The organism is Aquaticitalea lipolytica, from assembly GCF_014641635.1.
In the GTDB taxonomy this organism is placed as follows: Bacteria; Bacteroidota; Bacteroidia; order Flavobacteriales; family Flavobacteriaceae; genus Aquaticitalea; species Aquaticitalea lipolytica.
Map to the genome: position 1 here is coordinate 50125 of NZ_BMIC01000003.1, position 26606 is coordinate 76730.

Sequence of the window (26606 nt, forward strand, 5' to 3'; positions counted from 1 at the left end):
TTGCAACGCAACATTATAACAACCGCAGACGGTTCAAAAACTATACATATACAAGAGTGGGATGAACATTATCATTCTATTCATGGCGCAATACAAGAAGCAAACCATGTGTTTATAAAGCATGGTTTGCTTTTTTTTGTTGAACAATTTACACAGCAACCAATTAAAATTTTCGAAATTGGTTTTGGTACAGGTTTAAATGCTTTACTAACCTTACTTAATGCCAAACAACTTAATGTGACTGTAGATTATGTAGGTGTTGAAGCATATCCTATTACAAATCAAGAAATCGAAGCACTTAATTATAGTGAGCAATTATTGGTCAATAAAAAAGACGATACTTTTAATAAACTTCACGAATGTACTTGGGAAGAAAACCATAATATTACACCTGAGTTTACACTTACAAAGCAGAAAAAATTCTTTAATGATATTGAAGATAAAAACACTTATAATCTTATTTATTTTGATGCTTTTGGAGCTAAAGTGCAACCAGAATTATGGACAGAAGACATCTTTAAAATTATGTACAATGCCTTAAAACCAGATGGCGTTTTAGTAACCTATTCAGCAAAAGGAAGCGTAAGGCGAGCTATGATAGCAGTTGGCTTTTTGGTCGAAAAACTACCTGGACCTCCTGGTAAGAGAGAAATGCTTCGTGCTAGAAAAGGCACGTAGCATTCGGCGAACTTGAGAGCCAAATGTTTTTTGAGAAAAGGCATTTAGCATTCGGCGAACTTGAGAACCAAATGTTTTTTTGAAAAAAGGCATGTAGCATTCGGCGAACTTGAGAGCCAAATGCTTCGTGCTAGAAAGAAACAAAACCTTTAAAGTTTAGTTAAATCTGTTAAATCCGCATTAAAGTCACAATCAATGGCATTAGCATTTAGTAACTTTACATAAAAAGAAAACATGAGGGTTTTAATAACAGGAGCGACAGGATTGGTAGGGAAAGCCATTGTAAAACAATGCCACAAAAAAGATATCGCTGTTCATTATTTAACAACGTCAAAAAGCAAGCTTACCACACAAGAAAATTATAAAGGGTTTTATTGGAATCCGAGTGAGAATAAAATTGATACTGGTTGTTTTGAAGGTGTCGATGCCATTATCAATTTAGCAGGAGCAACCATCTCAAAACGTTGGACTCCAAGCTATAAAAAAGCCATTCTTAATAGCAGACTACAATCGTTAAACGTATTAAAAGAAGCACTTGGCAAGCAAAATCATAGCGTAAAACAACTTATTTCGGCAAGTGCAATAGGTATTTATCCAGACTCGCTAACTAATTATTACGATGAGAATAGTACAGAAGTATCCTCAACATTTTTAGGGCAAGTGGTTAGCCAATGGGAAGCTGCAGCCAACGCATTTACAAGCCTAAATATAAACGTAGCCAAAGTACGAATTGGGCTAGTTTTAGATGAAACCGAAGGCGCTTTACCACAAATTGTAAAACCAATTGGTTTTGGTATGGGAGCTGCTTTTGGCTCTGGCGACCAATGGCAATCGTGGATACATATTACAGATTTAGCGAGGTTTTTTGTGTATGTACTAAAGTATAATTTAGAAGGTGTTTACAATGCTGCAGCACCAAACCCAGTAACCAATGCAGAACTTACCAAAGTAATAGCCAAAACAATGTACAGGCCATTGTGGTTACCAAACATACCAAAAACAGTTATGAAACTTGTATTAGGCGATATGCATATATTATTATTTGAAAGCCAACGCGTAAGCGCTAAAAAAATAGAAAATAAAGGCTTTGGTTTTAACTACCACCATTTACAACCAGCAATCGAAGATTTATTGCAGTAAATTTGAAGATTCGTTTAAAGTGTTTGTGTAAGGATAGTTGCGTGGTTAAGTTACTAATTTAGTAAACAAAAACGAACCCGAGGAAAATCCGCAGGATTTTCCGAGTACGCACAGACTAGCAATTAGTTATACACGTTGTTGTACTTAGTTATTTTGGTTAATCTTAAAGCTTGAAATTTCAAGATCAAATTTTGGAAATATTCTAACTCTGCAAGGAAATTCCGTTTGATTGGAAATATCTTTTTTTGAGACTTGGAATAAGTTATAATCTAATTCCTTTAAAGAATTTACATCTATAAATACTGATTTTTTACCTTCTGTTATATTATCTAAAATTTGAGTATTTTTTAATTTTGATGTTGAAGTTCTATAGTTTTTCACAATTACTTTAGCTAATACCTGAAATTTAAAAAGCTCAAATTTTTCACCATCTTTTGTTTTTGTCATTATTGGGTGTGATATTTCATCAAAACTTATTTCTTGAATTCCACCTTTACTGCTTAAATTAAATTCATCCTTTCCCCATTTAGATTTAAATAATTTCAGAAAGTCGAAACCATTAATTTCAGAAATCACACTACTATCAATTCTTTCATTATAAATTGGACTATGTCTAATATTAACATCAAAGTCTGTTAGTATTATTTCCTCTAATAAGATTGGAAGATCAATTATTGATTCCCAATCATCAGATTCAGTTTGATCTGCAATACAGAGAGTAATTCCAAGTCTTTTTGCTTTTGAAATTACTTTTGTAGAAAAACCTTTGCGCGAAATAAAGACTCCTTTATTGGCTTTCACATCTTGAAGCTTAGAATGAAAACCATCAAAATCCGAAATAGAAACTCTTCTTTTGTAATCTTTACATTCAATTACAGTTATATAATTAAACCCAAAACTAGAACTTGAAACTAAAACATCTATTTGCCGTTTTCCATCAATTCCTTCAAGCATAACATTATGCTGAACTTTTTCAAAATTTGGATTTCTTACCAGTTTCTTGAAAATGGATTCTGCAAGTCTTTCAAATTTTATTCCTGGTTTATCTTTCAATTCGTATAATTAAGTACAATGCAACGATATAGATTGTTTTAATTGTCTATATCGATAGTTAAACGAAGTTAGCATTTTTAAACTTAAAAATCTATACGTAGTTCTACGTAATTTTTACATAAAAAAAAGTTAGTGACATTTTGACATTTTAGTAATAATGGCAGTACTTTTGCAAACTCACATCAGAGATACAAATGTGTTTTAAACTATGAGCAAAAAAGAGAACAAAGAAAAAGCAAACGATAGCCAGGTTAATGAAGAGGTAAACAACGCTACACAAGTAGAAGAACTTAGTGTTGAAGACCAGTTAAAAGAAGACCTTGCCAAAGAAAAAGACAAGTTTATGAGGTTGTTTGCTGAGTTTGAAAACTATAAAAAACGAACAAGCAAAGAGCGTATTGAGTTATTTAAAACAGCTAGCGAAGATTTAATGAAATCTATTCTGCCAGTTTTAGACGATTTTGAACGTGCACTGACACATATTGAAGACGATAAAGAAGCTGAAGATTTACGTAAAGGCGTATTGCTTATTTATCAAAAGCTCCTATCTACGTTAGAGCAAAAAGGATTAACTAAAGTTGAGGTAAAAGCTGGTGATGCGTTTAATGCAGACGAGCACGAAGCTATTACCCAAATTGCTGCACCAACCGACGACCTAAAAGGTAAAATTGTTGATGTGGTTGAAAAAGGTTATAAATTAGGCGATAAAGTAATTCGTTTCCCTAAAGTGGTTACAGGATTTTAAATAGTTATTATTAAGATTACCGAACTATCGGAAACGAAAAATATATTTTAATGAAACATTTGTAATTCTTATTATATCAATTATAAAAATGATTAAAAGATGTTACATGTGACCATTAAAAAACAATATAAATAAGCACATGAAAGAAGATTTTTACGACATACTAGGAGTTTCAAAAAGCGCAACACCAGATGAAATAAAAAAGGCTTACAGAAAAAAAGCTTTAAAATATCATCCAGATAAAAACCCTGATGATAAGTCTGCTGAAGAAAAGTTTAAAAAAGCAGCCGAAGCTTATGAGGTGTTAAGCGATCCAGATAAAAAGGCACGTTACGACCAGTTTGGTCACCAAGCATTTGAAGGTGCTGGTGGTTTTGGTGGTGGTGGCGGAATGAATATGGATGACATATTCAGCCAGTTTGGTGATATTTTTGGTGGTGCCTTTGGTGGAGGAGGTGGTTTCTCTGGTTTTGGTGGCGGCTTTGGTGGAGGTCAGCGTCGTGTTAAAGGAAGCAATTTACGTATTAGAGTAACTTTAAATCTTGAAGATATTGCAAATGGTGTTGAGAAAAAACTAAAAGTAAAACGTAAAGTACAAGCTCCAGGCACTACTTACAAAACTTGTAGCACGTGTAATGGTCATGGTCAGGTTACCAGAGTTACAAATACAATTTTAGGACGTATGCAAACGTCATCAGCTTGCCCAACTTGTGGAGGTGCTGGACAAATGATAGATAAAAAACCATCTGATGCAGATGCTCAAGGACTAAAAGTTGTTGAAGAAACAGTATCTGTAAAAATACCAGCAGGTGTTGTTGATGGTATGCAACTAAAAGTAACAGGAAAAGGTAACGATGCGCCAGGAAATGGTATAGCAGGTGATTTGCTTGTGGTTATTGAAGAAGAAGAGCACCCAACACTAAAACGTGAAGGTGATAATTTACATTACGATTTGTATGTAAGTTTACCAGATGCAGTTTTAGGAACATCTACTGAAATTGATACAGTTACAGGAAAAGTAAGAATTAAGATAGAACAAGGTGTTCAGTCTGGTAAAATATTACGTTTACGAGGCAAAGGTATACCAAGTATTAATGGATATGGTGGAGGAGACTTGCTTGTTCATGTTAATGTTTGGACACCAAAAACACTTAGTAAAGAGCAAAAAGAATTTTTTGAAAGCATGAAAAACGATGAGCATTTTCAGCCAAAACCTGAAAGTAGCGACAAGTCATTTTTTGAAAAAGTGAAAGATATGTTTTCTTAATCAAGTGTTAATTTGATAAAAAACACTATATTTGAATTATCACTAATTAACTTTAGTGGTATTTTTCTTTTTCATAGCAATTTTTTCCCATCCTTAATTTATTTAAGGGTGGGTTTTGTTTTTTATGCTATTTCTGGTGCTTTTTAGGTAAATTAATGAGCTTATAAGTTTACCTTAACTGTAACATTTAATATATTTACAACACAAATATTTTGTAACCCTCACAAACACTAATTTATGAATGATTTATTAGTCGCTAACTCCGTTTCTAAAAGTTTTGGAGATTTTAAAGCACTAAACAATGTATCCATTTCTGTTCCTAAAGGCAGTATTTTTGGATTACTTGGTCCTAATGGAGCAGGAAAAACTACACTAATTAGAATTATCAATCAAATTACAATGCCAGACGAAGGTAAAGTGTTACTTGATGGTTCACCATTAAAACCTTCGCATATATCTGATATTGGATATTTACCAGAAGAGCGTGGTTTGTATAAATCGATGAAAGTTGGTGAGCAAGCATTATACTTAGCACAATTAAAAGGTTTATCTAAACAAGAAGCTAAAGAACGCTTAAAATATTGGTTTGATAAACTCGATATTGGTGATTGGTGGAACAAAAAAATACAAGAGCTAAGTAAAGGTCAGGCGCAAAAAATACAATTTATTGTTACTGTGTTACACAGACCAAAACTATTAATATTTGATGAGCCTTTTTCTGGTTTCGACCCTATAAACGCTTCACTTATTAAAGACGAAATATTACAGTTACGCGATGAAGGCGCAACGGTTATTTTTTCTACACATCGTATGGAATCTGTTGAAGAGTTATGCGACCATATTGCGTTAATACATAAATCTAACAAAGTTTTAGATGGTAAGCTAACAGATATTAAGCGTCAGTATAAAACCAATACGTTTGAAGTTGGTATGCAACCACAAAGAGAAAATGCACAAGCCATTTTAAAAGCAATAAGTGAAAAATTTGAAGTAAAACCTGCAACGTTTAAAAACTTAAACGACGATCTTAAATTAAACATTAAGCTTGCAGCTAATGAAACATCAAACGATTTGCTGTCTTTTTTAACTTCAAAAGCCGAAGTGCATCACTTTGTTGAAGTTATACCAAGTGCTAACGATATATTTATTCAAACTGTAAAAAATAACTAACATGAACCATTTACCACTTATCATAAAAAGAGAATATCTTACAAAAGTGAAGAATAAGTCGTTCATTGTAATGACGTTTTTGAGTCCGATGATTATGATTGCGCTTATTGCAGTTGTTGCATATTTGTCGCAAATAAACAATAATAAAGCGCGTACAATTTCAATTTTAGACGAAACAGGATTGGTTAGTGATGTGTTTAAAAACACTGAGAATACAACCTATTCTATATTAAGTAATATATCACTTGACGAAGCCAAAAAACAAGTAAAAGTTAAAGAAGAATACGGATTGCTTTATATTGGAAAAAGTAGTGATACAGCACAAATAACAAACGCAATTAAGTTTTATTCTGAAGACTCACCTTCGTTAACTATTATATCGAGTTTAGAAAACAAACTAGAAAAAAAGCTATCAGATTTAAAACTGCAACAAGATGGTGTAGATATTGAGAAAATAGCTGCCTCTAAAACCAGAATTGATATTGCTCAAGAGAGTTTTACAGGAGAAAAAACATCAAAAGTAGATAACATATTAAAACTTGCCTTTGGTGGAGCAGCAGGATATCTATTATTTATGTTTATCATAATTTATGGTAACATGATTATGCGTAGTGTTATTGAAGAGAAAACAAGCCGAATTATAGAGGTAATTATTTCGTCAGTAAAACCAATACAGTTAATGATGGGAAAAATTATTGGAACCTCATTAGCAGGAATTACACAGTTTGTTATCTGGATGATTTTAGGAGGTATTATGGTTTTTGTGCTATCTGCAATTTTTGGAATTGATATGGCTCAAATGCAAACACCACAACAAGAAATGATGCAACAGGCAATGCAATCTCCTGAATTACAAAACGAGATGCAAAATGTTATGGTAGCCTTTTTCAAGTTACCAATTTTAAACCTTGTTATAGCGTTTATGTTTTTCTTTATTGGTGGCTATTTATTGTATAGTTCACTATATGCAGCTATTGGAGCAGCAGTAGATAACGAGACAGATACACAACAATTTATGTTGCCAATTTTAATGCCTTTAATTTTAGCCGTTTATGTTGGTGTGTTTACAGTAATTGAAGATCCTCATGGTACTATTTCTACCATATTTTCATTTATACCATTTACCTCTCCAGTGGTAATGCTCATGCGAATTCCGTTTGGAGTTCCTATATGGCAACAAGTAGTGTCATTATTGTTATTAATAGGTACCTTTATGTTTGCTGTTTGGTTTGCAGCAAAAATTTATAGAGTAGGTATTTTAATGTATGGCAAAAAACCAAGTTATAAAGAATTGTATAAGTGGTTAAAATATTAAAAATAAAAGATGAAAGAGTTAAATGATTTTTTAAACTTATCCTTCCAATTCTCTGAAGATGTAGTTATAAGTGTTAAAGATGGATTAATATTAGCTGCAGTACTTATTATAGCTTCAGTATTTCTAACTGTTTTAAGAAAGCTTATTAGTAGAAATTTGCCTTATGACGATAAGAAGAAGTTTAAAGTTGTATTTGGCTATGCTCGCTGGATGTTATATGTAATTATATTTTTAATTACAATTCATTCATTAGGGATTGATGTTACAGGTGTTTTTGCAGCATCAGCAGCACTTTTAATAGGTATTGGACTTGCATTACAAACCTTGTTTCAAGATATTATTTCGGGTGTATTTATTTTGGTAGACCAATCAGTACATGTTGGTGACATAATAGAGCTTGATGGTAAAGTTGGTCGTGTTGATGAAATTAAACTACGTACCACAAGAGCAACTACTGCAGATAATAAAGTATTAATAATTCCTAATCATTTATATCTTACAAATAGTTTATATAACTGGACACAAAACGGAACAACAACACGTGAAACTGTAGATGTTGGTGTCGCTTATGGTAGTGATGTGCAATTAGTAAAACGATTATTATTACAAGCTGCAAAATCTCAACAAGATGTACTAAAAGAGCCAGAACCTACTGTTTTATTTACAGATTTTGGCGATAGTGCACTTAACTTTAGAGTTGCATTTACTATAAATGATAGTTTTAATGCTAGGTTTCCTAAAAGTGATATTCGTTTTGAAATAGATAAATTGTTTAGAGAAAATAAAGTAAGTATACCATTTCCACAGAGGGATATACATATTATTCAAAAATCGGAGGAAAGTGTTAAGCTTAAAGTAGAAAAGACAGAACCACCTGTAAACCTAGGTGAAGACTAAAAAATAAATCGTGGTACGAAAATTGAATTGTAAACCATAAAGAGAAAAGTAGTAAACTTAAAACCAAGAAATGTCAAAAATATTAGTAATTGAAGACGAGGCAACAATTAGACGTGTGTTGATAAAAATTCTAACAGAAGAGAATGATGCCTATCAGGTTGATGAAGCAGAAGATGGTCTTGCAGGAATTGAAAAAATTAAAAAAGAAGATTACGATTTAGTATTGTGTGATATAAAAATGCCAAAAATGGATGGTGTTGAAGTGTTAGAAGCAGTAAAAAAGCTAAAGCCAGAAACACCAATGGTAATGATTTCAGGACATGGCGATTTAGATACTGCAGTAAATACTATGCGTCTTGGAGCCTTCGATTACATTTCTAAGCCACCAGATTTAAATAGATTATTAAATACAGTTCGTATTGCATTAGACCGAAAAGAGCTTGTTGTTGAAAACAAAATGCTTAAAAAGAAGGTTAGTAAAAACTACGAAATGATTGGTGAAAGCAAAGCTATTGCCAAAATAAAAGACATGATTGAAAAAGTGGCTGCCACAGATGCTCGTGTTCTTATCACTGGTCCAAACGGAACAGGTAAAGAGCTTGTCGCACATTGGCTACACCAAAAAAGCGAAAGAGCAAATGGCGCTTTAATTGAAGTTAATTGTGCAGCAATACCATCAGAATTAATAGAAAGCGAACTTTTTGGTCACGTAAAAGGTGCATTTACAAGTGCTGTAAAAGACAGAGCTGGAAAGTTTGAAGCTGCCAATGGAGGTACCATTTTTTTAGATGAAATTGGAGATATGAGTCTTTCTGCGCAAGCTAAAGTACTTAGAGCATTACAAGAAAGTAGAATACAACGTGTAGGTAGTGATAAAGACATAAAAGTAGATGTAAGAGTTGTTGCTGCAACCAATAAAGATCTTAAAAAAGAAATTGAAGAAGGACGTTTTAGAGAAGATTTGTACCATCGTTTAGCAGTAATATTGGTACAAGTTCCACCTTTAAATGATAGACGAGAAGACATCCCTTTATTAGTAGACTATTTTGCTGGTAAAATTTCAGAAGAGCAAGGTACTGCTGTAAAATCATTCTCTCCAAAAGCTATAAAATTATTACAAGAGTACGATTGGACAGGTAACATTAGAGAACTTCGTAATGTTGTTGAACGACTAATTATTCTAGGAGAAAAAGAGGTTAGTGAAAACGACGTGAAGCTCTTTGCTTCTAAATAATAAAAAAAGCAGCTATTAAAGCTGCTTTTTTTATTCTACATCTTAATTACACTCTTTTAATTTAACTAAGTAATTAGATGTTATGTTGCTTAATTGATTGACGTAATATTTGCGTATTTCTTCCAGACTTTTAGCATTTAAATTATTCTTATTTTCGCTAGGACTGGTTATTTGAGTATCACATTTACAAGTCAATAAAATAGAGTTAAAAGAGTTAATATTTTTAGCCATAGCAGTTTCAGCTTCAATAATAAATTGCTCCTTTTTTAAAGCAATTTCTTTTTGCTCTTTTTCAGCCATTCTAGTTTCAATTTCTTGTTGTTTTAATAGCAATTCTTCTTGTTGCTGTTTTAATTTCATTTTCTCAAATTCTAATTGAGAGAGTTGATTTTCTTCTTTTGATAAAGTAGTACATTTATCTAGTTGGTCTGTTATTTTTTTAGCTAAGTCTCTTGCTTTCACAACATAAAACTGACTATCTTCAAAAGAATCGACATTTGGAACTTTAGATAAAAAAGCCATAGCCTCAAAAGTGTAATCAGTGATATTATCACAATTACAAGAATCAACAGATTGTTTTACGAGTTTAAAAGACTCAAAAGCTTTGTTAGAATAAAACTTTAGATGTGTAATATTGTTTGCTTCATAAGCGGTTTTTGCATTATTGTAAGCATACAAAATATGTGCTTGTACTTTAGCACAATCAGATTGTGAAAAGGACCAATTATAAGCACAAAAAAGGAATAGAAAAAGGTAGATTTTTTTCATAGTATTTGGGTTTAACATTAAGTAGGTAAGAATAAAAATAGCAAAAAAATTGAGACTAAGTTCATTTTTCGCCAGAAGTTAATGTTTTAGTATATTTAGAAATAATTTATGACTAACAGATTTTCGATGAAAAATATTAATATAAATGACTTTAAAGTCACTCAAAAAATTCAAATAAAAAACCTCCAAACAACATATGATTTAGAAGCCTCAGAAAACACTATTGAAGACGAACTTGAAGATATTAGAGAAAAATTAGGTAAGCTTCAAGATACCATGTATGCTCACGGAAAATATGCTGTATTAGTCTGTTTACAAGGCATGGATACAGCAGGAAAAGACAGCTTAATTCGTGAAGTATTTAAAGATTTTAATACTCGAGGTATTGTTGTGCATAGCTTTAAAGTGCCTACTGAACTGGAGTTAAATCACGATTATTTATGGCGACATTATATAGCACTTCCTTCTCGTGGTAAATTTGGTATTTTTAATCGTACACACTACGAAAATGTATTAGTTACTCGTGTGCATCCTGGTTATATATTAGGAGAAAATATTCCTACAGTTAATAGTGTAGACGATGTTAATGATGCTTTTTGGGACAGGCGTTTTAAAGAGATAAATAATTTTGAAAAACATGTAGTAGATAATGGAACAATTATCTTTAAATTTTTTTTAAATCTATCCAAAAAAGAACAAAAAAATAGATTACTGCGTCGTTTAGAAAAACAAGAAAAAAACTGGAAGTTTTCACCTGGCGATTTAAAAGAACGTAAACTATGGGAAAAATATCAAGAATGTTATGAAGATTTACTTAACAGATCATCTACAAATTACGCGCCTTGGTATGCAATTCCAGCAGACGATAAAGAAACAGCACGCTATATTGTTGCAAAAACAATGTACGATACGCTTAAAACTTATACAGATATTCAAGAACCTGAGTTGGATGACGATATTAAAGCAAATTTAGAGTTATACAAACAACAGTTACAAAGTGAAGAATAGCTGTTAATAATCTCCATTTTTAAGTTTTCTTTTAGAGTTGGAGTATTTTATTAGTAGTATATTTATTTTTTTAAATTTTATAATCATCAAATGAAGCAACTAATCTTTTTATTTAGCATTTTAATTTCATTAAACCTATCAGCACAAACAGATGCAGATAACATTAAAAAAATATACAGCAACTCATTAACCAACGGGAAAAGTTATGAATGGCTAGACCATTTATCTACTCAAATTGGCTCAAGACTTTCTGGCTCTCTAGGCGCAGAACGCGCTGTAGAATATACCAAAGAAGAATTAGAAAAACTAGGATTAGACAAAGTATGGCTTCAGCCAGTTATGGTGCCAAAATGGGTTAGAGGTGCGCCAGAGTTTGCTTATATAGAAACCTCTCCAGGAGTAACAACACCAATAAATATTTGTGCTTTAGGAGGCTCAATTGCGACACCAAATGGAGGAGTGAAAGCACATGTTATAGAAGTAAAAAGCTTAGCAGAATTAGCCACATTAGGCGAAGCTATTATTAAAGGAAAAATTGTTTTTTATAATAGACCAATGCAAGCCGATTTAATAAATACTTTCGAAGCTTATGGTGGATGTGTAGACCAACGTTATGCAGGAGCAATGGAAGCTGGTAAATATGGAGCAGTTGGTGTTATTGTACGTTCAATGAATTTGCGTATGGACGATTTTCCTCATACAGGAAGTATGAGCTATGGCGATTTACCAAACTCTCAACGCATACCATCAGCAGCGATAAGTACAAATCATGCAGAGTTATTAAGCGGAATGTTAGCTTTAGACAAAAAAATAAATGTCTTTTTTAGTCAGAATTGCCAACAACTTAAAGATGTACAATCGTACAATGTAATTGGCGAGATCACAGGAAGTGAGTTTCCTAATGAATATATAGTCGTTGGAGGACATTTAGATTCTTGGGATTTAGGTGATGGTTCACATGATGATGGAGCAGGAGTAGTACAATCTATGGATGTGTTACGCTTATTAAAAGAAAGCGGAATTAAACCAAAGCGCAGTATAAGAGTTGTATTATTTATGAATGAAGAAAATGGATTACGAGGAGGAAACAAATATGCAGAAGTTGCAAAAGCAAAAGGCGAAAATCACATATTTGCTTTAGAAAGTGATTCTGGTGGATTTACACCAAGAGGGTTTTCTTTTGATTGTAATGACGCAGTATTTAATAAAGTAATGCAATGGGAATCTTTATTTAAGCCATACTTAATTCATTATTTTGAAAAAGGACATGGTGGAGCAGATATCGGACCTTTAAAAAATGGAACTACAGTTTTAGCTGGTTTAGTACCAGATTCGCAGCGTTATTTTGATTATCATCATGCTAGTAACGATACCTTTGATGCCGTAAACAAAAGAGAATTAGAGTTAGGTGCTGCTACCATGACAGCTTTAGTATACTTATTTGATAAGTATGGAATAGGTACAATATCTAATAAAGAAGAACTAAAAGATTAAAAGATGAGACTGTTTTTATTAATACTTACACTATTTACGTTCACAAATACATCGGCTCAATTAACCGAAGAACAATTTCCGTATTACGAACTTCCAGAATACCCAGAAACATACACAGCAGGCACAATGGCAGCACGTATGGTAGATGCACTTGGCTTTCGTTACTATTGGGCAACCGAAGATTTAAAAGGTAGCGATTTGGCTTATATGCCTAGTGATGATGTACGATCAACAGGAGAAACGGTTGATCATATTTTAGATTTATCATATGTTATTTTAAACTCCACTTTAAAACAGCAAAATGGTAAGAATGATTATTCAGAAATGGATTTGTATGATAAAAGAAAACAAACACTCATTAACCTTAAAACTGCAGCAGATATATTGAGAGTTAGTGACGATATTTCACAGTTTAAAATATTATTTGGAGAGCGTGAAATTCCCTTTTGGAATAATGTGAATGGTCCAATATCTGATGCTATTTGGCATTGTGGTCAAATAGCTTCTTTTAGAAGAAGCTCAGGAAACCCAATAAATCCAAATGTCAATCATTTTATGGGTACAGTAAAGCAATAATGGAAAAAGGATATCTACATCAAATTCATCCTGTTTTACCAGTTAAAAATGTGTTGGCAGCATTATTCTTTTATGTGAATAAATTGGGATTTGATATTGCTTTTGCTGATGATGATAAAGACCCAAAATATGCTGGAATACGACGTGATGATATAGAAATTCATTTACAATGGCATGACGAAGCAGAGTGGGAGTTAACTGTGGATAGACCAATGCTTCGTATTGTAACTCAACATATTGATAGCTTGTTTGAAGAATATAAAACTAAAGATGTGTTTCATAAAGACACATCACTAAAAGAAACGCCTTGGGGAACCAAAGAGTTTTCTTTTTATGATATCTACAAAAACGGATTAACGTTTTATACTAGTGTTAGCTAGATGTTTAAATGAATCTGAAGAGTTTAATTATTGTTTAGCTCATTGTTTAAAGCTTCAATTAATGCTAGTGTATTTGTTTCTACTCGTTTTGCTCGATTTCGAACACCAGAGTTTTCAAACTTAATGGCATCAGTTAATTTTATAAACGAGTCATCATTTTTTAGGATTAGATAATCTTCATTTGAAATTTTAAAATTGGCATAATATTTATACTTTTCTTGGTATTTCATATTAAAATGTTTCAACAATATTGGTTCACTATGAGTAGCATGAAACCTAAGGCGTTCTTCTTCATAACGTTTGTAATAATTGTAAAGCCTTTCATAATGTACAGAAATATCATTTCGTAAACTATCGTTAGTTATAATACCAATTCCTTTTGACACTAGTAGTCCATAACCACTTTTGTTAGGGTCAAAATGAGGTGTAACACGTAAGAGTGCAGCGTAATAATATAAGGAGTCGGAAGGCAGCTCATTTGTTTTTAAATATGTACTTACATAATCACAAGCTTTATTGATGTCGTCCATAATACCAATATCTTCTTGAATTTCATATAAATCAAGTTTAAGATTGCTTCGCATTTCCTTCATGATTTTAACTTCCAAGTTTCTCTCCTCATTGTTATTGTTCCATGTGTTAATTTGCAACGCAATTAAGATTCCAATCACTACCAATATAATTTCACCTATGGCATATTTAAAATATTTTGTGGTTTTACCTTCAGTGAGAAGGTTTTTGCGGATATTTCTAAATAATTTAATCATCGGTTTAAGTTATAATTCGTTTTAATTAATTCAATTAATTTTTTAGCATCTTCTTCTTTTTTAATACTAATTTGTTCTCCCAAGCTAAGAGCGCCATTAAAATAATTAAGGCTATTCATTAATTGATTTAGTATAATAGCATCTTCAGTCAACAAATCACTTTCTTTTGCTTCTTGCATTTTGCGAGTACGCATTATTTTAAGCATTAGTTCTGCATCGAATACCTTGCCTAAGGATTCAACATAATCAGCAGCCCACAGCATTCCTGCTTCATTATACCCATCAAACTCAGATAACGAATTGTAATATTTTGAAATGGCATTGGCCACGTCATTATTACGAACCAACCTAAGATGCCCTGAGCTTTTCATTTGCTCATAGGTTCTTTCAACAGTATGGATAATTGTCCATTTTATTGTGACCATTCTAGACCAATAGGTTAATTTACTTAAGTTATTTTTCCTATTTTCATTTTTTAAGCCTGGAATAATAGAGTCTATTAAAGTGTAAACTTCTTGATTGCTTTTTTGAAATTTATCATATGTAATAAGATCGTCCTTTAAATCTTCCAGCAAATTCTTCATATATGTTTTTTCTATGACTTGCTCAGATTTTAATTCATTCCAGTTATTAATTTGCAAGGCAATCAAAATCCCGATGACCACAAGAATGATTTCGCCGATGGCGTATTTGAGATACTTTGAAGTCTTTCCTTCTATGAGAAGGTTTTGGCGGATGTTTCTGAAGAATTTTATCATTATTAGCAATTAGTTATTAAGTTCATCTTTAATCAATTGAATAAGTACTTCTGCTTCAGTTTTTGTTTGTTTTGCAATTATTATTCCTATTCTCTTTCTGTTTATATTATGTCGTAGATAGTTTCTGCCAAGGTTAGATTCGATTGTTGCTATGATTGCTTTTTTTCTTGCTTCCTCGCTCTCTAGAAAGGGGAGGTTTATTGTATTAGTCGCTTGATGTGATATGTTTATTTCGTAATTATTAGTTAAAAACCATAAATCGTCATCTCTTGTAGAGCGTTCTTTATCATATTGTAAAAAGGTGTTAATAGAATTTATACCATTAAAGTAATAATTGTTAATTGCATCATTTAATTCTTTTGAACCTAGATTATCTGAAAGACCTGAATTTTTTATTTTTTGATAGGTTTGATCAACTATTTGGTGCATTGCATAATAGCTAGTAATATTAGAGACAATCGAATCTAAGTGGAATTCTTGATAGTTTTTGTCTTTAAAAATTGAGGTGTTATTTTCAACTTGGAGCTCATAGCTTTCTATAATTCTGTCATATGCTTTTATATCACTACTTAAGTCAATTACCATACTATTTAAATAGTTATTTACTTTGCTTTCTTGCTTCCTGTTTTCATTCCAATTATTAATCTGTAATGCAATCAAAATCCCAATGACAACTAGTACAATTTCACCAATGGCGTATTTAAAGTATTTTGTGGTTTTGCCATCAGTGAGAAGGTTTTTACGAATGTTTCTGAAGAATTTTATCATTTATTTTGGTTGAGATATTATTATTTTTTTTCCATAAGTTAACTGTCTCCATACCCATTCTATTGGTCCAAATTTATAATGTTGTAACCATAATTTGCTTATAATTATTTGTAGTATAAAAATTAGAATAGCAATTCCCATAATTACAGTAAATCCAAATTTTCCAGCAAAACCAAAACCAATTCCATAGAAAATTATCACAGCTATAAACGTTTGAAAAATATAATTAGACAATGCCATTTTACCAACTGGAGCAAAAATATTAAGACCATTAGGACTCTTTCTGTACCATAAAGCTAATAAGGCAGCAATTCCTAAAGCTAACGGAACAGTACCAAAAGCATAGGCAACAGTTTTAAGAAATCCCCAAAAATCTTCACGTCCTCCGAAAAACTCAATGTAAGTTCTAAAAGTGCTTATTGGGAGACCTATGATAATTCCCCAAAGGACAACTTTTTTTAGAAATTTGACATTATTCAATAAATCTTCGTTTAGAATTTTACGTCCTGCCCAAAGACCAATTAAGAATATGCCTAATACTTTAAAAATCCGTCCTTCTTCTAATATGGCACCAATTCTTATAAATGTATTACCAATATTATATTTAAAATAATCAGAAAGACTTTCATTGGCAATAAATTGTTGAAAATCTGCGTATTTATTTCCTTCCCATTCTTCTAATGGCAATCCATAATATTCATAATAAGATGTATTAAGATTAAAGAAAAACTCAGCATAATTGAGTTTAGTTAGATGTACAAATAACCAATTTATTATAGGAAATAGAATAAGAATAATGCCAAATTTGATTAAGTTTTTATTAGAGGAATTTACAAACCAAATTAGCACAAACCCTAGTAGTGCATACAATGCTAAAATGTCACCTAACCAAAAGAGACAAAGATGAATTAATCCAATTATTAAAAGCCAGAACATCCGCTTTCTGAAAAAAAATGCAAAGTGTGATTTATTATTACCTAGTTTATTGAATTGCATAGCACACCCAATGCCAAATAAGAGTGAAAAAATGGAATAAAACTTCCCATCAACTAGTGTATAGATTATGAAATCTAAAACTTCATCAAATGGGAAGACTAAACCAGTTATTAGTGCATCATCTGGAAAGGAAAAAAAACCTGAAAACGACAAAATATTAGCCATAAATATGAATAGAATGGCAACACCACGTAGTACGTCTAAAAACTTAATACGCTGATTTGCCACTATGGGACTTATCTTGTTGTTATTTACTGATACAGTCATTTTTCAAACCATTAAAACTGAAAATAAATAAACTGTTCACCACTACCTTGTGCAATTGCTATAAGGAAAAACATGACTGCCCAAGCTATACCTAACAGCCAAGGTGAAGTTTTTTTAGACACTTCTTCCATTGATGTGTTTCTCATTACCCAATGACATATAAATAAAAGCGTTATTAGCACAAACACTTTCAAAATATCAAAAGTCTGTAAAAGCTTTTCTCCATCACTATTCATAAACAACATAGAAGTAATAATATTCTTAGCAGTTGAGAATTCACGAGCTCTAAAAAATACCCAAGTAAAGTTGACAAGCGTGTAGGTGAGTAGTGCTAAAAAAATACCATTTATAGCATTTATTTTTATGTGTATTTTGTTTCTCAGCAAGCGTTCTATAACTAAATAAATTCCATGTAAAGCTCCCCAAATTACAAAAGTCCAAGCAGCGCCATGCCATAAGCCTCCTAATAACATAGTGACCATTAATGCAACATACATTCTTAAAATTCCATGTTTGTTTCCTCCTAATGGGATGTATAAATAATCTCTTAACCAGGTTGATAATGAAATGTGCCAACGTCTCCATAAGTCTGAAAAGCCAATAGCTGCATAAGGATACCTAAAGTTATCTGGTAAAATGATGCCTAGCATTAAAGCAATACCTATAGCGCAAGTTGAATAACCAGCAAAATCAAAAAATATTTGTCCAGAAAAGGCTAGTGTACCAGTCCAAGCATCAAGTCCGCTTAATACTCCTTTTGCTCCAAAGACTTCATCTGAAGTGTCAGATAAAAGCGTATCTGCTAAAACTACTTTTTGAAATAATCCAATAGTTAGTAAAAACGTTCCCCAAATAAATTGATTGATAGTTGCTCTTTTTTCTTCATAAAACTGTGATATTAAATCTCCAGCTCTTACAATTGGTCCTGCAACTAATTGTGGGAAGAAAGTAACATAAAGTGCAAAATCTAAAAATGTTTTAGCACGTTCTGTGCGTTTTAAATACATGTCTATAGTATATGACATGGTTTGGAAGGTGTAAAACGATATTCCCATTGGTAAAATTATGTCCATGGGTTGTGCTTGGTATTCAACACCAATAGAATTCATCAAGTGTGTAAAGTTTTCTAGCAGAAAATTACCATATTTAAAGAAACCAAGAAATCCTAAATTAACACACATACTTAATAATAACCACAGTTTTCTTTTCTTTTGATTTTCTTCAGTAGATAATTTTTTTCCTGTAATCCAATCGACACCTGTTGAAATCCAAAGTAATATTACTAAAGGTGGATTCCATAACCCGTAAAATACATAACTAGCAAAAAGAAGCATTCTCTTTTTTCCAGTCCAATTAAATAGTTTTGAATAATAAAGTGCTAAAACTATAACCAAAAACACTATGAAGCTTAATGAGTTGAATAACATAATTAGTTAGTTTTAGAGTTAGACAAAGCGCCATCTGCTTTCATAATTCTTACCAATTCTGTAGTAAAAAATCGTGCGTCTTTGGCAGATAAATGTGAATCTTCAGGACATATTAAATTTTTAAATTGATTATAATCTTCAAAATAATATGCTTTTGCTTTTGAAGCGTTTACCAAAGGTTCCCAAAACTCTTCACGTGATAAAAATTTATCTTCACCACCTTTAATCCATCCACTTGACGGACATCTTACTAGAATAAGATTACCACCTCTCTCCATAAATTTTTTTGCATCTGCTAAGAAAAAATTAGTTGTTGCTTCTCTTTCTGGAGGATTTTGATTTCCCATAATGAGAAATTTCCAAACTGTTTTAATTGAATTTGCAAAAACAGTATCTGTTGCTGTTTTTTTACTCATAGGATTATTTCTATCCTCTTCAATATATGCGAATGAATTAAAAGGAGGATATTGAGGTTTACCTGTTCTATTACTTATTGAGATATTGTTTAGTAATGACTTTAAATCTATATCATCAGACCAACCTTCTTCGCTAGTTGAAACTAATACAAAGTTTTTTTGAAGTGGTAACGACAGCCAATGATTTAGGCGCTGAGCATATGTTCTATCTTTAAAATAATCAACTCTAGATTGAGCACGTTTCCAAGGGCTAGCTTCAGGATAGGTTGTAGAAAAAAAGAGTCCAGGAGTTACACCTACTAGAATTGTGCCTTTGTAGTTTGTGTTATTTACAATATCATGAAAAATTGGTAATGGTGAAGCACCAGCACTTGCTAACTGTATTGGTCTAACACCTGTTTCTGCTTGCCATTCATCGAGTTGAAAATCGAAAAGCACACGAGATGATCCTAATAGTACAGCATCATTTTCGGTAGCATTATCTACTTTAGCACGTTGTACAGCCCAAAGGTTTTTGTCGTCGTCTAAATCTGGAATTTTGCCTTGAGATCTCCAATAGATTTCCCAAGATAAAAGGCAAATTATACTTAATGTAATAGCAATAAATAGTGGTTGTTTTAGATTCATTTTTGGTTAGTTTAATATTTTATTAATTCTCTGAATCTGCCAATTTTTTAGTATCAGCATATTGCTGGAAGCCTATAATTTTACCATTTTTAAGTGTCCATAAATGAGCTACTTGTACATCAATAGTTTCTCCAGTTGTTTTCATTTTTGCATCATAACGTAAGGTGGCAAGAACTTGATTGTTGCTCATATCATGAAGTTCTATGTCTTTAAGTTTAAAGTATTCATATTTATCACCTAGACGTAAAAAGACACCATTTAATACCGCATCTGGTCCTTTATATGGATTGCCATCAGCTAATGAGTTGCTTTCAGCTTCATACCAAATTATATTTGTATCCATCAAACCTAATACTGCAGGAACATCGCCTTTTGAAAAGTTATTGTAAGCAGAGTCTATAATGCCAACATTTTCTGGATTAGAAACCAATCCTAATTGTTGCATCATGAGAGTATTATCTAAAAAGTCCTGCTCTTGGGCAATCTTACCATTTTTCATTTTTGCGATGGTAACACCTTCTATATTTACAGTATTTCCAGTTGCCGGAATTCCAAAAAAATCGCCTGTGTGCTTACCTGTAAAGTGCCAATGTTTAACAAGTTGATTACCTTGTCCAAAGATGTTTTTTACTGTAAAAGTTCTTTCTGAAAAGCCAGTAATAAAGTTTTGATAATAAGCTTTAAAAGCATCAATACCCACAATATTTTCTGGGCTTGTAACCATGATAATGTTTGTGTCAAAATGAGTTTCATTGATTAGGTCAGTTTTACCTTTGTTTACAATATCATCCCAAACTTGAGTATACATTTTTATGTCTTTGTCGATGTTGCTTTTTTGGGCATAAGAGTTTAGACTGATAAAGGCAATAACTAATAGTAATGTTAATTTTTTCATTTTAGTTTTGATTTAATGGTTGTTAATTTTTTTGAATTTATTGTTTCATCTCAACCCGAATTAATCTGATTGATTTTGTTTTGCTTACATTTTTAGTTTGATGTAGTGTATCATTATCATTATATATGACAATAGGATAAACAGAAGGATGTGTGAGTTTTCGAGAGTCTATCAAAATATTACCTTCACCATCATAATCAACAAAATCATTGCCTTCAGGAATATATATAACACTTGGCCACTTGTGGTGATGTAAATTTTCGGTTTCATTAGGCATAAGAGTTATTTCTAAGACACGTACCTTATCATTTTCTAGTATAACTTTATGGTTTTTTGGTGAAGCTATAACAGCATCAAACTCTGGTGTCCAGATTGCCGACTTGCTCATTTTTTGTATTAATTTTTCATTTGATGTTTCTTCTTGCCCTAAACAATTTAAATTGACTGAAGTTAAAATGGCAATTGTTAGAATTAGTTTAATAGCGTTCATATAAATTATTCTTAATATAAAATTGTATCTAATTTGTACTCTTTTTAGGAGTTTGTAATCTGGCTCAATATGTTATGCTTTATTTATAGATTAGCTTGAGAATTGATTTAATGTTTTCTTTACTGATTGAAATGGTAATCCTAATTCGCGTTCTGCTAATTTGTTTTGATAAATAACTTTTGCAGCATGCTTAGGAGGTAAATTATTAAGCATTGAAGACACATCTGAAACAGGATAACTCTCACCAGATAGTAGATAGTTTTTTCCGTGTAATCCAGGTATTGTAGCTGCTTTGTAAACACCTTCAGCTACATCTTTTACATTTACAATGGCAAAGTCTACATCATTATCATAAAACATTTGTATAAATGGGTTGGGAGCAATTTTGTTTTTAAATAGAAATTGCAATCCAGTTGAGGTTGAATCTTCTCTATTTGATAATGATTTTCCCATAACCATTACTGGTGAAACACTTGTAATTTCGAAATCAAGGTTTGGATGCTTTTTTATATAATCGTTTACTGTTTGGTTGGCAATAAACTTAGCTTGAGCATACGGATGACTTTCCTCGCTTATGAATGGCGCATCGTTTTCACTAAACTTATCATTTGGAGATTTTCCTCCTGCTGGTAACGGAAAATTAGTGTTCCATGCTGCTACTGATGCGATTAGTACAACTTTTTCTACTGTTGGAGTTTCACTAATAACCTCTAAAAAATTTTCTGTCCCTTTTATTGTTGGATCAAATAATTCGGTTTTAGCATCTTTAAAATCTAGTTGAAACGGAGTGCCTCCATGTACAACAATATCACAGTCTTTTACAAATTCTTTTAACTGTGATTTATCTTCAACATTGAGTTCACTTATGTATAAATGATCAGAATAATCAAAATTCATTAAATGTTGATACTTATCTTTTTTTGAAATATTGGTTGCTGAGACTTTTACCTCAAAACCATTTTCTAAAAATCGTTTAGTTATATAACTTCCTATGAAGCCAGAACCTCCAATAATACCTGCTTTTTTCATGATATGCTTTTTTGAAGTTGATGAATAACAAGCAGATGGCAATAGCTAATGGTTGATTGATTTTTAAAATTTAAAGACCTTCTTAACTATTGCCAATTTCTCTCCACAAAAAATCTGCTTGTATTTCTAGTTTAATTGTCTATTGAATTTTCTTCAGAAAGCACACTATTTTCGGCTGCTTCAATTTTCTGAATATCTAAAACTATTTCTGAGTTATCCCAATAGCCATATTCTTCTACAATTTTTCCATCAATAAAACGTGCAGTGTTATGAAATGGAATAACATATACTTTATTGTTAGATTTCATAGTGCCTTTCCATATTCCCCAGAAGTTTACCCAAGTTTCCCCTTTATCGGTTACTACCATTTCATATTCTTCTTTTTCAACTACCCAATCAAACCCAGCTGCATCTTGTTTATATTTTTCAATAGCTTGAGAAACAGTTAATGCTTTTTCTTCAATTACATTACTGGCAATTTTTGCTGTGTCTGCATAATGTTTGGGCATACTTTCCCAATTCATATTTTTGTAATCATCCATTGCTTTTTTGTAGGTGTCAATTTCTGGCGATTGTTGTGTGTAACGCACTTCTTGGTTGCAAGCTGTAAAAAGTATTACAGTTAAGCCTAATAAAATTAAATTTTTCATATTGTTTAGTTTTAAAAAAAATAACCTACTGTGTTTAATTCAGTAGGTTATAATTTGGTTAGTTATTGTTTTGCAGTATAGCCTAAATCTGGCCTCATAACTCCAGTTTTTGATTCATATTTATCTAATAAACTGAACATTTCGGCAAATAGTTTTTTTCCTTCATCTCCAAGTAAAGCTTCGTTTTCATCCCCTAATTTTGCATAAGATTGTTCATCTTTTGCAGATATTACGGCTAAATAGTATTCTCCCATAGTACCAAAACCACTATGATAGATTCTGAAATATTCTTTCGCACCTTTTTTGGCATACAAATCTTTAATAGCTTTAATTTTTTCTCTAAGAGCCTGTGAGTTACTTGGTGTCACATATAAGAAATGCCATTTTCTATAATTCTGACCTTCAGTATTCAATGTTAATCCATTAGGCATATAAGATAAATCGCTGTTTAATGTCACGATATAGTCTCCATGCTTATCATAGCATTCGTTAAATCGTTTAAAAATTGATCTAAATTTTTCTTCTCCCATTTTTTCAAATAATGGAGCTAGAGTATTCTTGTCTAAATCTGCCATATTCGAAATTGGTGTAATGGTTAAATAAGTACCATCATCAATTCTAGCAGTTGACCAATCTGAATCTTTTAGATTGTATTTCGTACAAGCTTCAATAAAATCTTTTGCTACTTGTTCGTAGTCTGCTTGCTTAGAGGGTTTTACTTGATCTGCATGTATCCAAAATGATTGATTATTTTGAGAGATAGAGATCATTGGAGTTAATAGCAATATTATTGCTAAAAGGAAAGTTGTTTTTAAAGTTTTACTCACGTCACTTGAATTATTTAAGTGTTCGTGAAATTTTTTTAAAATTTTCATGGTTAATAGCTTTTAATGGTTAATTAATAGAATCACAATTGATTCAATAACTAAGTAACTGATAATCATAACAAAATAAAACCGAGTTAGGACGAAACAATATATATTATGTCCGAACAGATAGGTTTTTTTATCGGAAGTTTTAGTAGAAAGTGGAGGTTTTAGCTTATATTGTTTGTAGCCGTTTGAGTAATTCTTCCTTTAAAGTTTTACTTAATGGAATTGCTTTTTTTGCAATAACAATGTGGCTTGTAGCTACTTCATCAATTTGTGATAAGTTAACTATAAATGAACGATGAACTCTTATAAAGTGCTGATTAGGGAGTTTTTCATCTATATCTTTTAGAGTTATCACTAATAAATATTCTTTGCCTTTTGAATAGATGCGACAATAATTTCGTTCGGCCTCTATATATAAAATATCTTTGATATCTACCTTCACCATTTTTTCATGATGGCGTACAAAAATGCAATCGCTTAAAATAAAAGGAGATAATTTTTCGTCTTTAAAATGCGTGTCGGTTTGCACTTTTAATGCTGTTAACTCTATAGCTCTTTGTAAATCTAGCTTTTTAAATGGCTTAGATATAAATGCATAAGGGTTTGTAGTTTTTGCTCTATTAAAATTATCCTCATCAGCATTTGCAGTTAAATAAATTATAGGAATATCATAATCGTTTTGCATTATTTGGGCAGTTTCAATGCCATCTATATCGCCTTTTAGGCATATGTCTAATAATACAATGTCTGGCTGATTTTGTTTTATTTGCAATATTGCTTCTTCACCTCTTGGTACAATTCCAGTAACTTCATATCCAAGTGTTGTTAATTGCAATGAAATATTTGCAGCAATAACCATTTCATCTTCTACAATTAATATTTTAATTGGTCGTCCCATTATGCTGCAGATTTAGTTTTAAATTGAAATATTACTGAGGTTCCATTAACATTATCTTCAGCCATTTTACCATTAAGTTGTTGTGTTAATAGCTTAATTAGTTGTGATCCAAAACCAGTTCCTTTTGGAGCTAAATCTTTAGTTTTACCAATGCCATTATCAGCAACTTTTAATGTTAATGTTTCTGGAGTAGATTGAGATAAGCTAATTAGTATGTTTCCTTTGCCATTTTCTGGGAAAGCATATTTTAGAGCATTGGTTAAAAGTTCGTTAACAATTAGTCCTATAGGTACAGCTGTATCAACATCTAGTTCTAAATTGTCCATTGCACACTCAATCTTTATTTTATCTTCAGCATTAAAAGTGTCTAAAATACCTTCACTAAGGTTAATAAAATAATCTTTCATTTCTATATGTCCAAGGTTTTCTCCTTGATATAGTTTTTGATGAATAATACCCATTGATTGAACTCTGTTTTGACTTGCAATCATAGCATCTTTGGTGGCAGACTCTTCTAGCTGAGCTGTTTGTAAAGCAAGTAGGCTTTTTACGAGTTCTAGATTATTTTTTACACGATGATGAATTTCTTTAAGAAGTAATTCATTCTGTTTGTTTTTTATATCTAATTCAGAATTTAATTCTTGTAATTGAACATTTCTCCTTTTACGTTTCCTATAGTTATATAATAGTCCAAAAAGAATAACAGCCAACAAAGTAGTAAGTAAAACATATAAAGTTTTGGTTTTTTTCTGTTGTGCTATTTTTTCGTTTTGGAAATAAATTGTTGCATTTTTTTGACCAGTTAAATATTTTTCTTGTGCTTCAGATTCTAATCCGTGAATGGTATTATCTTTAAATTCCTCAAGAGCTTGAGCATATAAATGATGGTAATACAATGCCAATTTATAATCGCCAAGTGATTCATAAATATTAGAAACATGCATGTAATTTTCCCAAAGGTTTCTTACTCTTCCTGTTTTTTTTATAAGGTCGATTGCTTGCAAATTATAAGGCAAGGCTTCCTTGTATTTGCCTTGCATTAAATATACATGGCCAATATTTCCTAAAGAAGGTATTAAATAACGCTCAAGACCCATTTTGGTAGAGTTATCAAAATTAGCTTGATAGTCAGCTATGGCCTCATCATATCGTCCCATGTATTTATAAACATTACCACGCCAATTAACAGATGCCATCATTGGTATTCCAGTTTCTCCTAGGCTTTTATATAAATTAATAGATGTATTAATAGTTGCAAGTGTTTCCTCGTAGTCTGTACTTGAAAACAGTAAGTCATTGGCTTTTATGCGATATGTATTAGCCAAATCTTCAGTGGCCTTTAAAGGTTTAAGTATTGCAATTGCTTTATCACACCATTCTACGCCTTCAGCATAACTCCTTTCGTAGTATTTTAGGTCACCAATACTTGCGTAGCAAAGCGCTATACCTCTTTTATTATTTAATTTTTCATATAAGTCTAATGCTTTATATACATTTTTTGTTGCCTCAGCATAGTCGGCTTTTAGTAAAAATAAATCTTTATGTTTTAGGTAAGCATTGGCAAGTTCAAGGTCATTTTTTTGTTGTAGATAGACGTCCTTTTCTTTTTCTATATAATATAGTGCTGAATCAAGTTGTCCAAATTCTTTATGATAAATAGTTATATAATTAAATGACTTTGCAAGTGTGCTTTTATTTCCACTTTTTTTTGCCAGTTGTATTGCTTTAAGCGAATTAACGCCGAGTAAAGTAGAATCTTTTGGGTTTTTTATATGAGTTTCTAACCAATATAAAATAGAATCTAATTTTGCTTCATTAGAGTTTTGAGCAAAAGAAATTAGTATACCAAAAAGTATAATAAAAATGGTTAGTTTTAATTTCATAAGTCTTTATTAGTGCTATTAAAAAGACTCGAGGAGAATGTTAAATATACTACTTTTTTCTTACATTTCTAAAAATTAATGAATTACGAAAATTTAAAAAGGGTTTAAAAAGAAAAAGCACCATTTAAAAATGAT

27 protein-coding genes are annotated in these 26606 nt (G+C 31.6%); 12 read left to right on the forward strand and 15 right to left on the reverse strand.

Annotated features, from left to right (window positions below; all coding sequences use genetic code 11):
* A complete protein-coding gene (gene mnmC2 / locus IEW41_RS09115; protein ID WP_188606048.1) occupies positions 1-678 on the forward strand; it encodes a tRNA (5-methylaminomethyl-2-thiouridine)(34)-methyltransferase MnmC2 in 678 nt (225 codons plus the stop codon).
* A gap of 234 nt (positions 679-912) precedes the next feature.
* Positions 913-1818 carry a TIGR01777 family oxidoreductase gene (locus IEW41_RS09120; protein ID WP_188606049.1) on the forward strand — a complete coding sequence of 302 codons (906 nt, stop codon included), beginning with the start codon at positions 913-915 and terminating at the stop codon, positions 1816-1818.
* A 144-nt stretch (positions 1819-1962) separates the two neighbouring features.
* On the opposite strand, the gene IEW41_RS09125 is transcribed toward IEW41_RS09120, so the two are convergent.
* The gene (locus tag IEW41_RS09125; protein ID WP_188606050.1) at positions 1963-2871 is read right to left on the reverse strand and encodes a restriction endonuclease; all 909 of its coding nucleotides are present in this window, start codon (positions 2869-2871) and stop codon (positions 1963-1965) included.
* 208 nt (positions 2872-3079) lie between these two features.
* Here IEW41_RS09125 and IEW41_RS09130 point away from each other — a divergent pair, with 208 nt between their 5' ends.
* From IEW41_RS09130 to IEW41_RS09155, 6 genes are all read left to right on the forward strand, one after another.
* Entirely contained in the window at positions 3080-3616 is a 537-nt protein-coding gene (locus IEW41_RS09130) for a nucleotide exchange factor GrpE (RefSeq protein WP_188606051.1), read from the forward strand.
* Between the two features lie 139 nt (positions 3617-3755).
* Positions 3756-4883, forward strand: a complete 1128-nt coding sequence (gene dnaJ, locus IEW41_RS09135; RefSeq protein ID WP_188606052.1) for a molecular chaperone DnaJ — start codon at positions 3756-3758, stop codon at positions 4881-4883.
* A 237-nt stretch (positions 4884-5120) separates the two neighbouring features.
* Positions 5121-6053, forward strand: coding sequence for an ABC transporter ATP-binding protein (locus IEW41_RS09140; RefSeq protein ID WP_188606053.1), 933 nt, complete (start codon positions 5121-5123; stop codon positions 6051-6053).
* Between the two features lies 1 nt (position 6054).
* Positions 6055-7368: an ABC transporter permease gene (locus IEW41_RS09145; RefSeq protein ID WP_188606054.1), complete on the forward strand. Its 1314-nt coding sequence runs from the start codon at positions 6055-6057 to the stop codon at positions 7366-7368.
* Positions 7369-7377: 9 nt separating this feature from the next.
* Positions 7378-8265 carry a mechanosensitive ion channel family protein gene (locus tag IEW41_RS09150; RefSeq protein ID WP_188606055.1) on the forward strand — a complete coding sequence of 296 codons (888 nt, stop codon included), beginning with the start codon at positions 7378-7380 and terminating at the stop codon, positions 8263-8265.
* A 70-nt stretch (positions 8266-8335) separates the two neighbouring features.
* Positions 8336-9499, forward strand: coding sequence for a sigma-54-dependent transcriptional regulator (locus IEW41_RS09155; RefSeq protein ID WP_188606056.1), 1164 nt, complete (start codon positions 8336-8338; stop codon positions 9497-9499).
* 42 nt (positions 9500-9541) lie between these two features.
* Here the strand turns inward: IEW41_RS09155 and IEW41_RS09160 are convergent, their stop codons facing one another.
* Positions 9542-10267 (reverse strand): coiled-coil domain-containing protein, encoded by a 726-nt coding sequence (locus tag IEW41_RS09160; protein ID WP_188606057.1) that lies wholly within the window; start codon positions 10265-10267, stop codon positions 9542-9544.
* 126 nt (positions 10268-10393) lie between these two features.
* Between IEW41_RS09160 and IEW41_RS09165 the strand changes: the two genes are divergently transcribed.
* From IEW41_RS09165 to IEW41_RS09180, 4 genes are all read left to right on the forward strand, one after another.
* Positions 10394-11275 carry a PPK2 family polyphosphate kinase gene (locus tag IEW41_RS09165; protein WP_188606058.1) on the forward strand — a complete coding sequence of 294 codons (882 nt, stop codon included), beginning with the start codon at positions 10394-10396 and terminating at the stop codon, positions 11273-11275.
* Positions 11276-11365: 90 nt separating this feature from the next.
* Positions 11366-12769 (forward strand): M20/M25/M40 family metallo-hydrolase, encoded by a 1404-nt coding sequence (locus IEW41_RS09170; protein WP_188606059.1) that lies wholly within the window; start codon positions 11366-11368, stop codon positions 12767-12769.
* A 3-nt stretch (positions 12770-12772) separates the two neighbouring features.
* The gene (locus IEW41_RS09175) at positions 12773-13345 is read left to right on the forward strand and encodes a hypothetical protein (RefSeq protein ID WP_188606060.1); all 573 of its coding nucleotides are present in this window, start codon (positions 12773-12775) and stop codon (positions 13343-13345) included.
* Complete coding sequence (locus IEW41_RS09180) at positions 13345-13725, forward strand: glyoxalase superfamily protein (protein WP_188606061.1); 381 nt, start codon at positions 13345-13347, stop codon at positions 13723-13725. Before IEW41_RS09175 ends, IEW41_RS09180 begins: the two co-directional genes overlap by 1 nt.
* A 23-nt stretch (positions 13726-13748) precedes the next feature.
* Here the strand turns inward: IEW41_RS09180 and IEW41_RS09185 are convergent, their stop codons facing one another.
* The 13 genes from IEW41_RS09185 to IEW41_RS09245 all read right to left on the reverse strand — a co-directional run bounded on the left by IEW41_RS09185 (position 13749) and on the right by IEW41_RS09245 (position 26471).
* Positions 13749-14492, reverse strand: coding sequence for a DUF6090 family protein (locus IEW41_RS09185; RefSeq protein WP_188606062.1), 744 nt, complete (start codon positions 14490-14492; stop codon positions 13749-13751).
* On the reverse strand, positions 14489-15250 hold the full coding sequence (locus tag IEW41_RS09190; RefSeq protein ID WP_188606063.1) for a DUF6090 family protein: 762 nt from the start codon (positions 15248-15250) through the stop codon (positions 14489-14491). The genes IEW41_RS09185 and IEW41_RS09190 overlap by 4 nt, the downstream gene beginning before the upstream one ends.
* 9 nt (positions 15251-15259) lie before the next feature.
* On the reverse strand, positions 15260-16018 hold the full coding sequence (locus tag IEW41_RS09195) for a DUF6090 family protein (protein WP_188606280.1): 759 nt from the start codon (positions 16016-16018) through the stop codon (positions 15260-15262).
* Positions 16019-17281, reverse strand: a complete 1263-nt coding sequence (locus IEW41_RS09200; protein ID WP_188606064.1) for a DUF418 domain-containing protein — start codon at positions 17279-17281, stop codon at positions 16019-16021.
* A gap of 11 nt (positions 17282-17292) precedes the next feature.
* Positions 17293-18708 carry an MBOAT family O-acyltransferase gene (locus IEW41_RS09205; RefSeq protein WP_188606065.1) on the reverse strand — a complete coding sequence of 472 codons (1416 nt, stop codon included), beginning with the start codon at positions 18706-18708 and terminating at the stop codon, positions 17293-17295.
* Between the two features lie 2 nt (positions 18709-18710).
* Positions 18711-19751 carry a hypothetical protein gene (locus IEW41_RS09210; protein WP_188606066.1) on the reverse strand — a complete coding sequence of 347 codons (1041 nt, stop codon included), beginning with the start codon at positions 19749-19751 and terminating at the stop codon, positions 18711-18713.
* A 22-nt stretch (positions 19752-19773) separates the two neighbouring features.
* Complete coding sequence (locus IEW41_RS14580) at positions 19774-20646, reverse strand: ester cyclase (RefSeq protein WP_229660203.1); 873 nt, start codon at positions 20644-20646, stop codon at positions 19774-19776.
* Positions 20647-20683: 37 nt separating this feature from the next.
* Complete coding sequence (locus tag IEW41_RS09220) at positions 20684-21136, reverse strand: hypothetical protein (RefSeq protein ID WP_188606067.1); 453 nt, start codon at positions 21134-21136, stop codon at positions 20684-20686.
* A gap of 90 nt (positions 21137-21226) precedes the next feature.
* Entirely contained in the window at positions 21227-22165 is a 939-nt protein-coding gene (locus tag IEW41_RS09225) for an NAD-dependent epimerase/dehydratase family protein (RefSeq protein ID WP_188606068.1), read from the reverse strand.
* A gap of 131 nt (positions 22166-22296) precedes the next feature.
* Positions 22297-22815, reverse strand: coding sequence for a nuclear transport factor 2 family protein (locus IEW41_RS09230; RefSeq protein ID WP_188606069.1), 519 nt, complete (start codon positions 22813-22815; stop codon positions 22297-22299).
* A gap of 62 nt (positions 22816-22877) precedes the next feature.
* A complete protein-coding gene (locus tag IEW41_RS09235) occupies positions 22878-23642 on the reverse strand; it encodes a hypothetical protein (RefSeq protein WP_229660204.1) in 765 nt (254 codons plus the stop codon).
* A gap of 214 nt (positions 23643-23856) precedes the next feature.
* Positions 23857-24588 (reverse strand): LytR/AlgR family response regulator transcription factor, encoded by a 732-nt coding sequence (locus IEW41_RS09240; protein WP_188606070.1) that lies wholly within the window; start codon positions 24586-24588, stop codon positions 23857-23859.
* On the reverse strand, positions 24588-26471 hold the full coding sequence (locus tag IEW41_RS09245; RefSeq protein WP_188606071.1) for a tetratricopeptide repeat-containing sensor histidine kinase: 1884 nt from the start codon (positions 26469-26471) through the stop codon (positions 24588-24590). The genes IEW41_RS09240 and IEW41_RS09245 overlap by 1 nt, the downstream gene beginning before the upstream one ends.
* Positions 26472-26606 lie beyond the last annotated feature (135 nt).

Excerpts from the sequence above, each read along its gene's own strand:
- IEW41_RS09230 (WP_188606069.1), bottom strand. The coding sequence starts at position 22,815 with ATGAAAAATTTAATTTTATTAGGCTTAACTGTAATACTTTTTACAGCT.
- IEW41_RS09185 (WP_188606062.1), bottom strand. The coding sequence starts at position 14,492 with ATGATTAAATTATTTAGAAATATCCGCAAAAACCTTCTCACTGAAGGT.
- IEW41_RS09145 (WP_188606054.1), top strand. The coding sequence starts at position 6,055 with ATGAACCATTTACCACTTATCATAAAAAGAGAATATCTTACAAAAGTG.
- IEW41_RS09225 (WP_188606068.1), bottom strand. The coding sequence starts at position 22,165 with ATGAAAAAAGCAGGTATTATTGGAGGTTCTGGCTTCATAGGAAGTTAT.
- IEW41_RS09195 (WP_188606280.1), bottom strand. The coding sequence starts at position 16,018 with ATGATAAAATTCTTCAGAAACATTCGTAAAAACCTTCTCACTGATGGC.
- IEW41_RS09140 (WP_188606053.1), top strand. The coding sequence starts at position 5,121 with ATGAATGATTTATTAGTCGCTAACTCCGTTTCTAAAAGTTTTGGAGAT.
- IEW41_RS09165 (WP_188606058.1), top strand. The coding sequence starts at position 10,394 with ATGAAAAATATTAATATAAATGACTTTAAAGTCACTCAAAAAATTCAA.
- IEW41_RS09200 (WP_188606064.1), bottom strand. The coding sequence starts at position 17,281 with ATGACTGTATCAGTAAATAACAACAAGATAAGTCCCATAGTGGCAAAT.
- IEW41_RS09155 (WP_188606056.1), top strand. The coding sequence starts at position 8,336 with ATGTCAAAAATATTAGTAATTGAAGACGAGGCAACAATTAGACGTGTG.
- IEW41_RS14580 (WP_229660203.1), bottom strand. The coding sequence starts at position 20,646 with ATGAAAAAATTAACATTACTATTAGTTATTGCCTTTATCAGTCTAAAC.
- IEW41_RS09130 (WP_188606051.1), top strand. The coding sequence starts at position 3,080 with ATGAGCAAAAAAGAGAACAAAGAAAAAGCAAACGATAGCCAGGTTAAT.
- IEW41_RS09240 (WP_188606070.1), bottom strand. The coding sequence starts at position 24,588 with ATGGGACGACCAATTAAAATATTAATTGTAGAAGATGAAATGGTTATT.
- IEW41_RS09190 (WP_188606063.1), bottom strand. The coding sequence starts at position 15,250 with ATGATAAAATTCTTCAGAAACATCCGCCAAAACCTTCTCATAGAAGGA.
- IEW41_RS09210 (WP_188606066.1), bottom strand. The coding sequence starts at position 19,751 with ATGAATCTAAAACAACCACTATTTATTGCTATTACATTAAGTATAATT.
- IEW41_RS09180 (WP_188606061.1), top strand. The coding sequence starts at position 13,345 with ATGGAAAAAGGATATCTACATCAAATTCATCCTGTTTTACCAGTTAAA.
- IEW41_RS09170 (WP_188606059.1), top strand. The coding sequence starts at position 11,366 with ATGAAGCAACTAATCTTTTTATTTAGCATTTTAATTTCATTAAACCTA.
- IEW41_RS09245 (WP_188606071.1), bottom strand. The coding sequence starts at position 26,471 with ATGAAATTAAAACTAACCATTTTTATTATACTTTTTGGTATACTAATT.
- IEW41_RS09120 (WP_188606049.1), top strand. The coding sequence starts at position 913 with ATGAGGGTTTTAATAACAGGAGCGACAGGATTGGTAGGGAAAGCCATT.
- IEW41_RS09205 (WP_188606065.1), bottom strand. The coding sequence starts at position 18,708 with ATGTTATTCAACTCATTAAGCTTCATAGTGTTTTTGGTTATAGTTTTA.
- IEW41_RS09175 (WP_188606060.1), top strand. The coding sequence starts at position 12,773 with ATGAGACTGTTTTTATTAATACTTACACTATTTACGTTCACAAATACA.
- IEW41_RS09150 (WP_188606055.1), top strand. The coding sequence starts at position 7,378 with ATGAAAGAGTTAAATGATTTTTTAAACTTATCCTTCCAATTCTCTGAA.
- dnaJ (WP_188606052.1), top strand. The coding sequence starts at position 3,756 with ATGAAAGAAGATTTTTACGACATACTAGGAGTTTCAAAAAGCGCAACA.
- IEW41_RS09160 (WP_188606057.1), bottom strand. The coding sequence starts at position 10,267 with ATGAAAAAAATCTACCTTTTTCTATTCCTTTTTTGTGCTTATAATTGG.
- IEW41_RS09220 (WP_188606067.1), bottom strand. The coding sequence starts at position 21,136 with ATGAACGCTATTAAACTAATTCTAACAATTGCCATTTTAACTTCAGTC.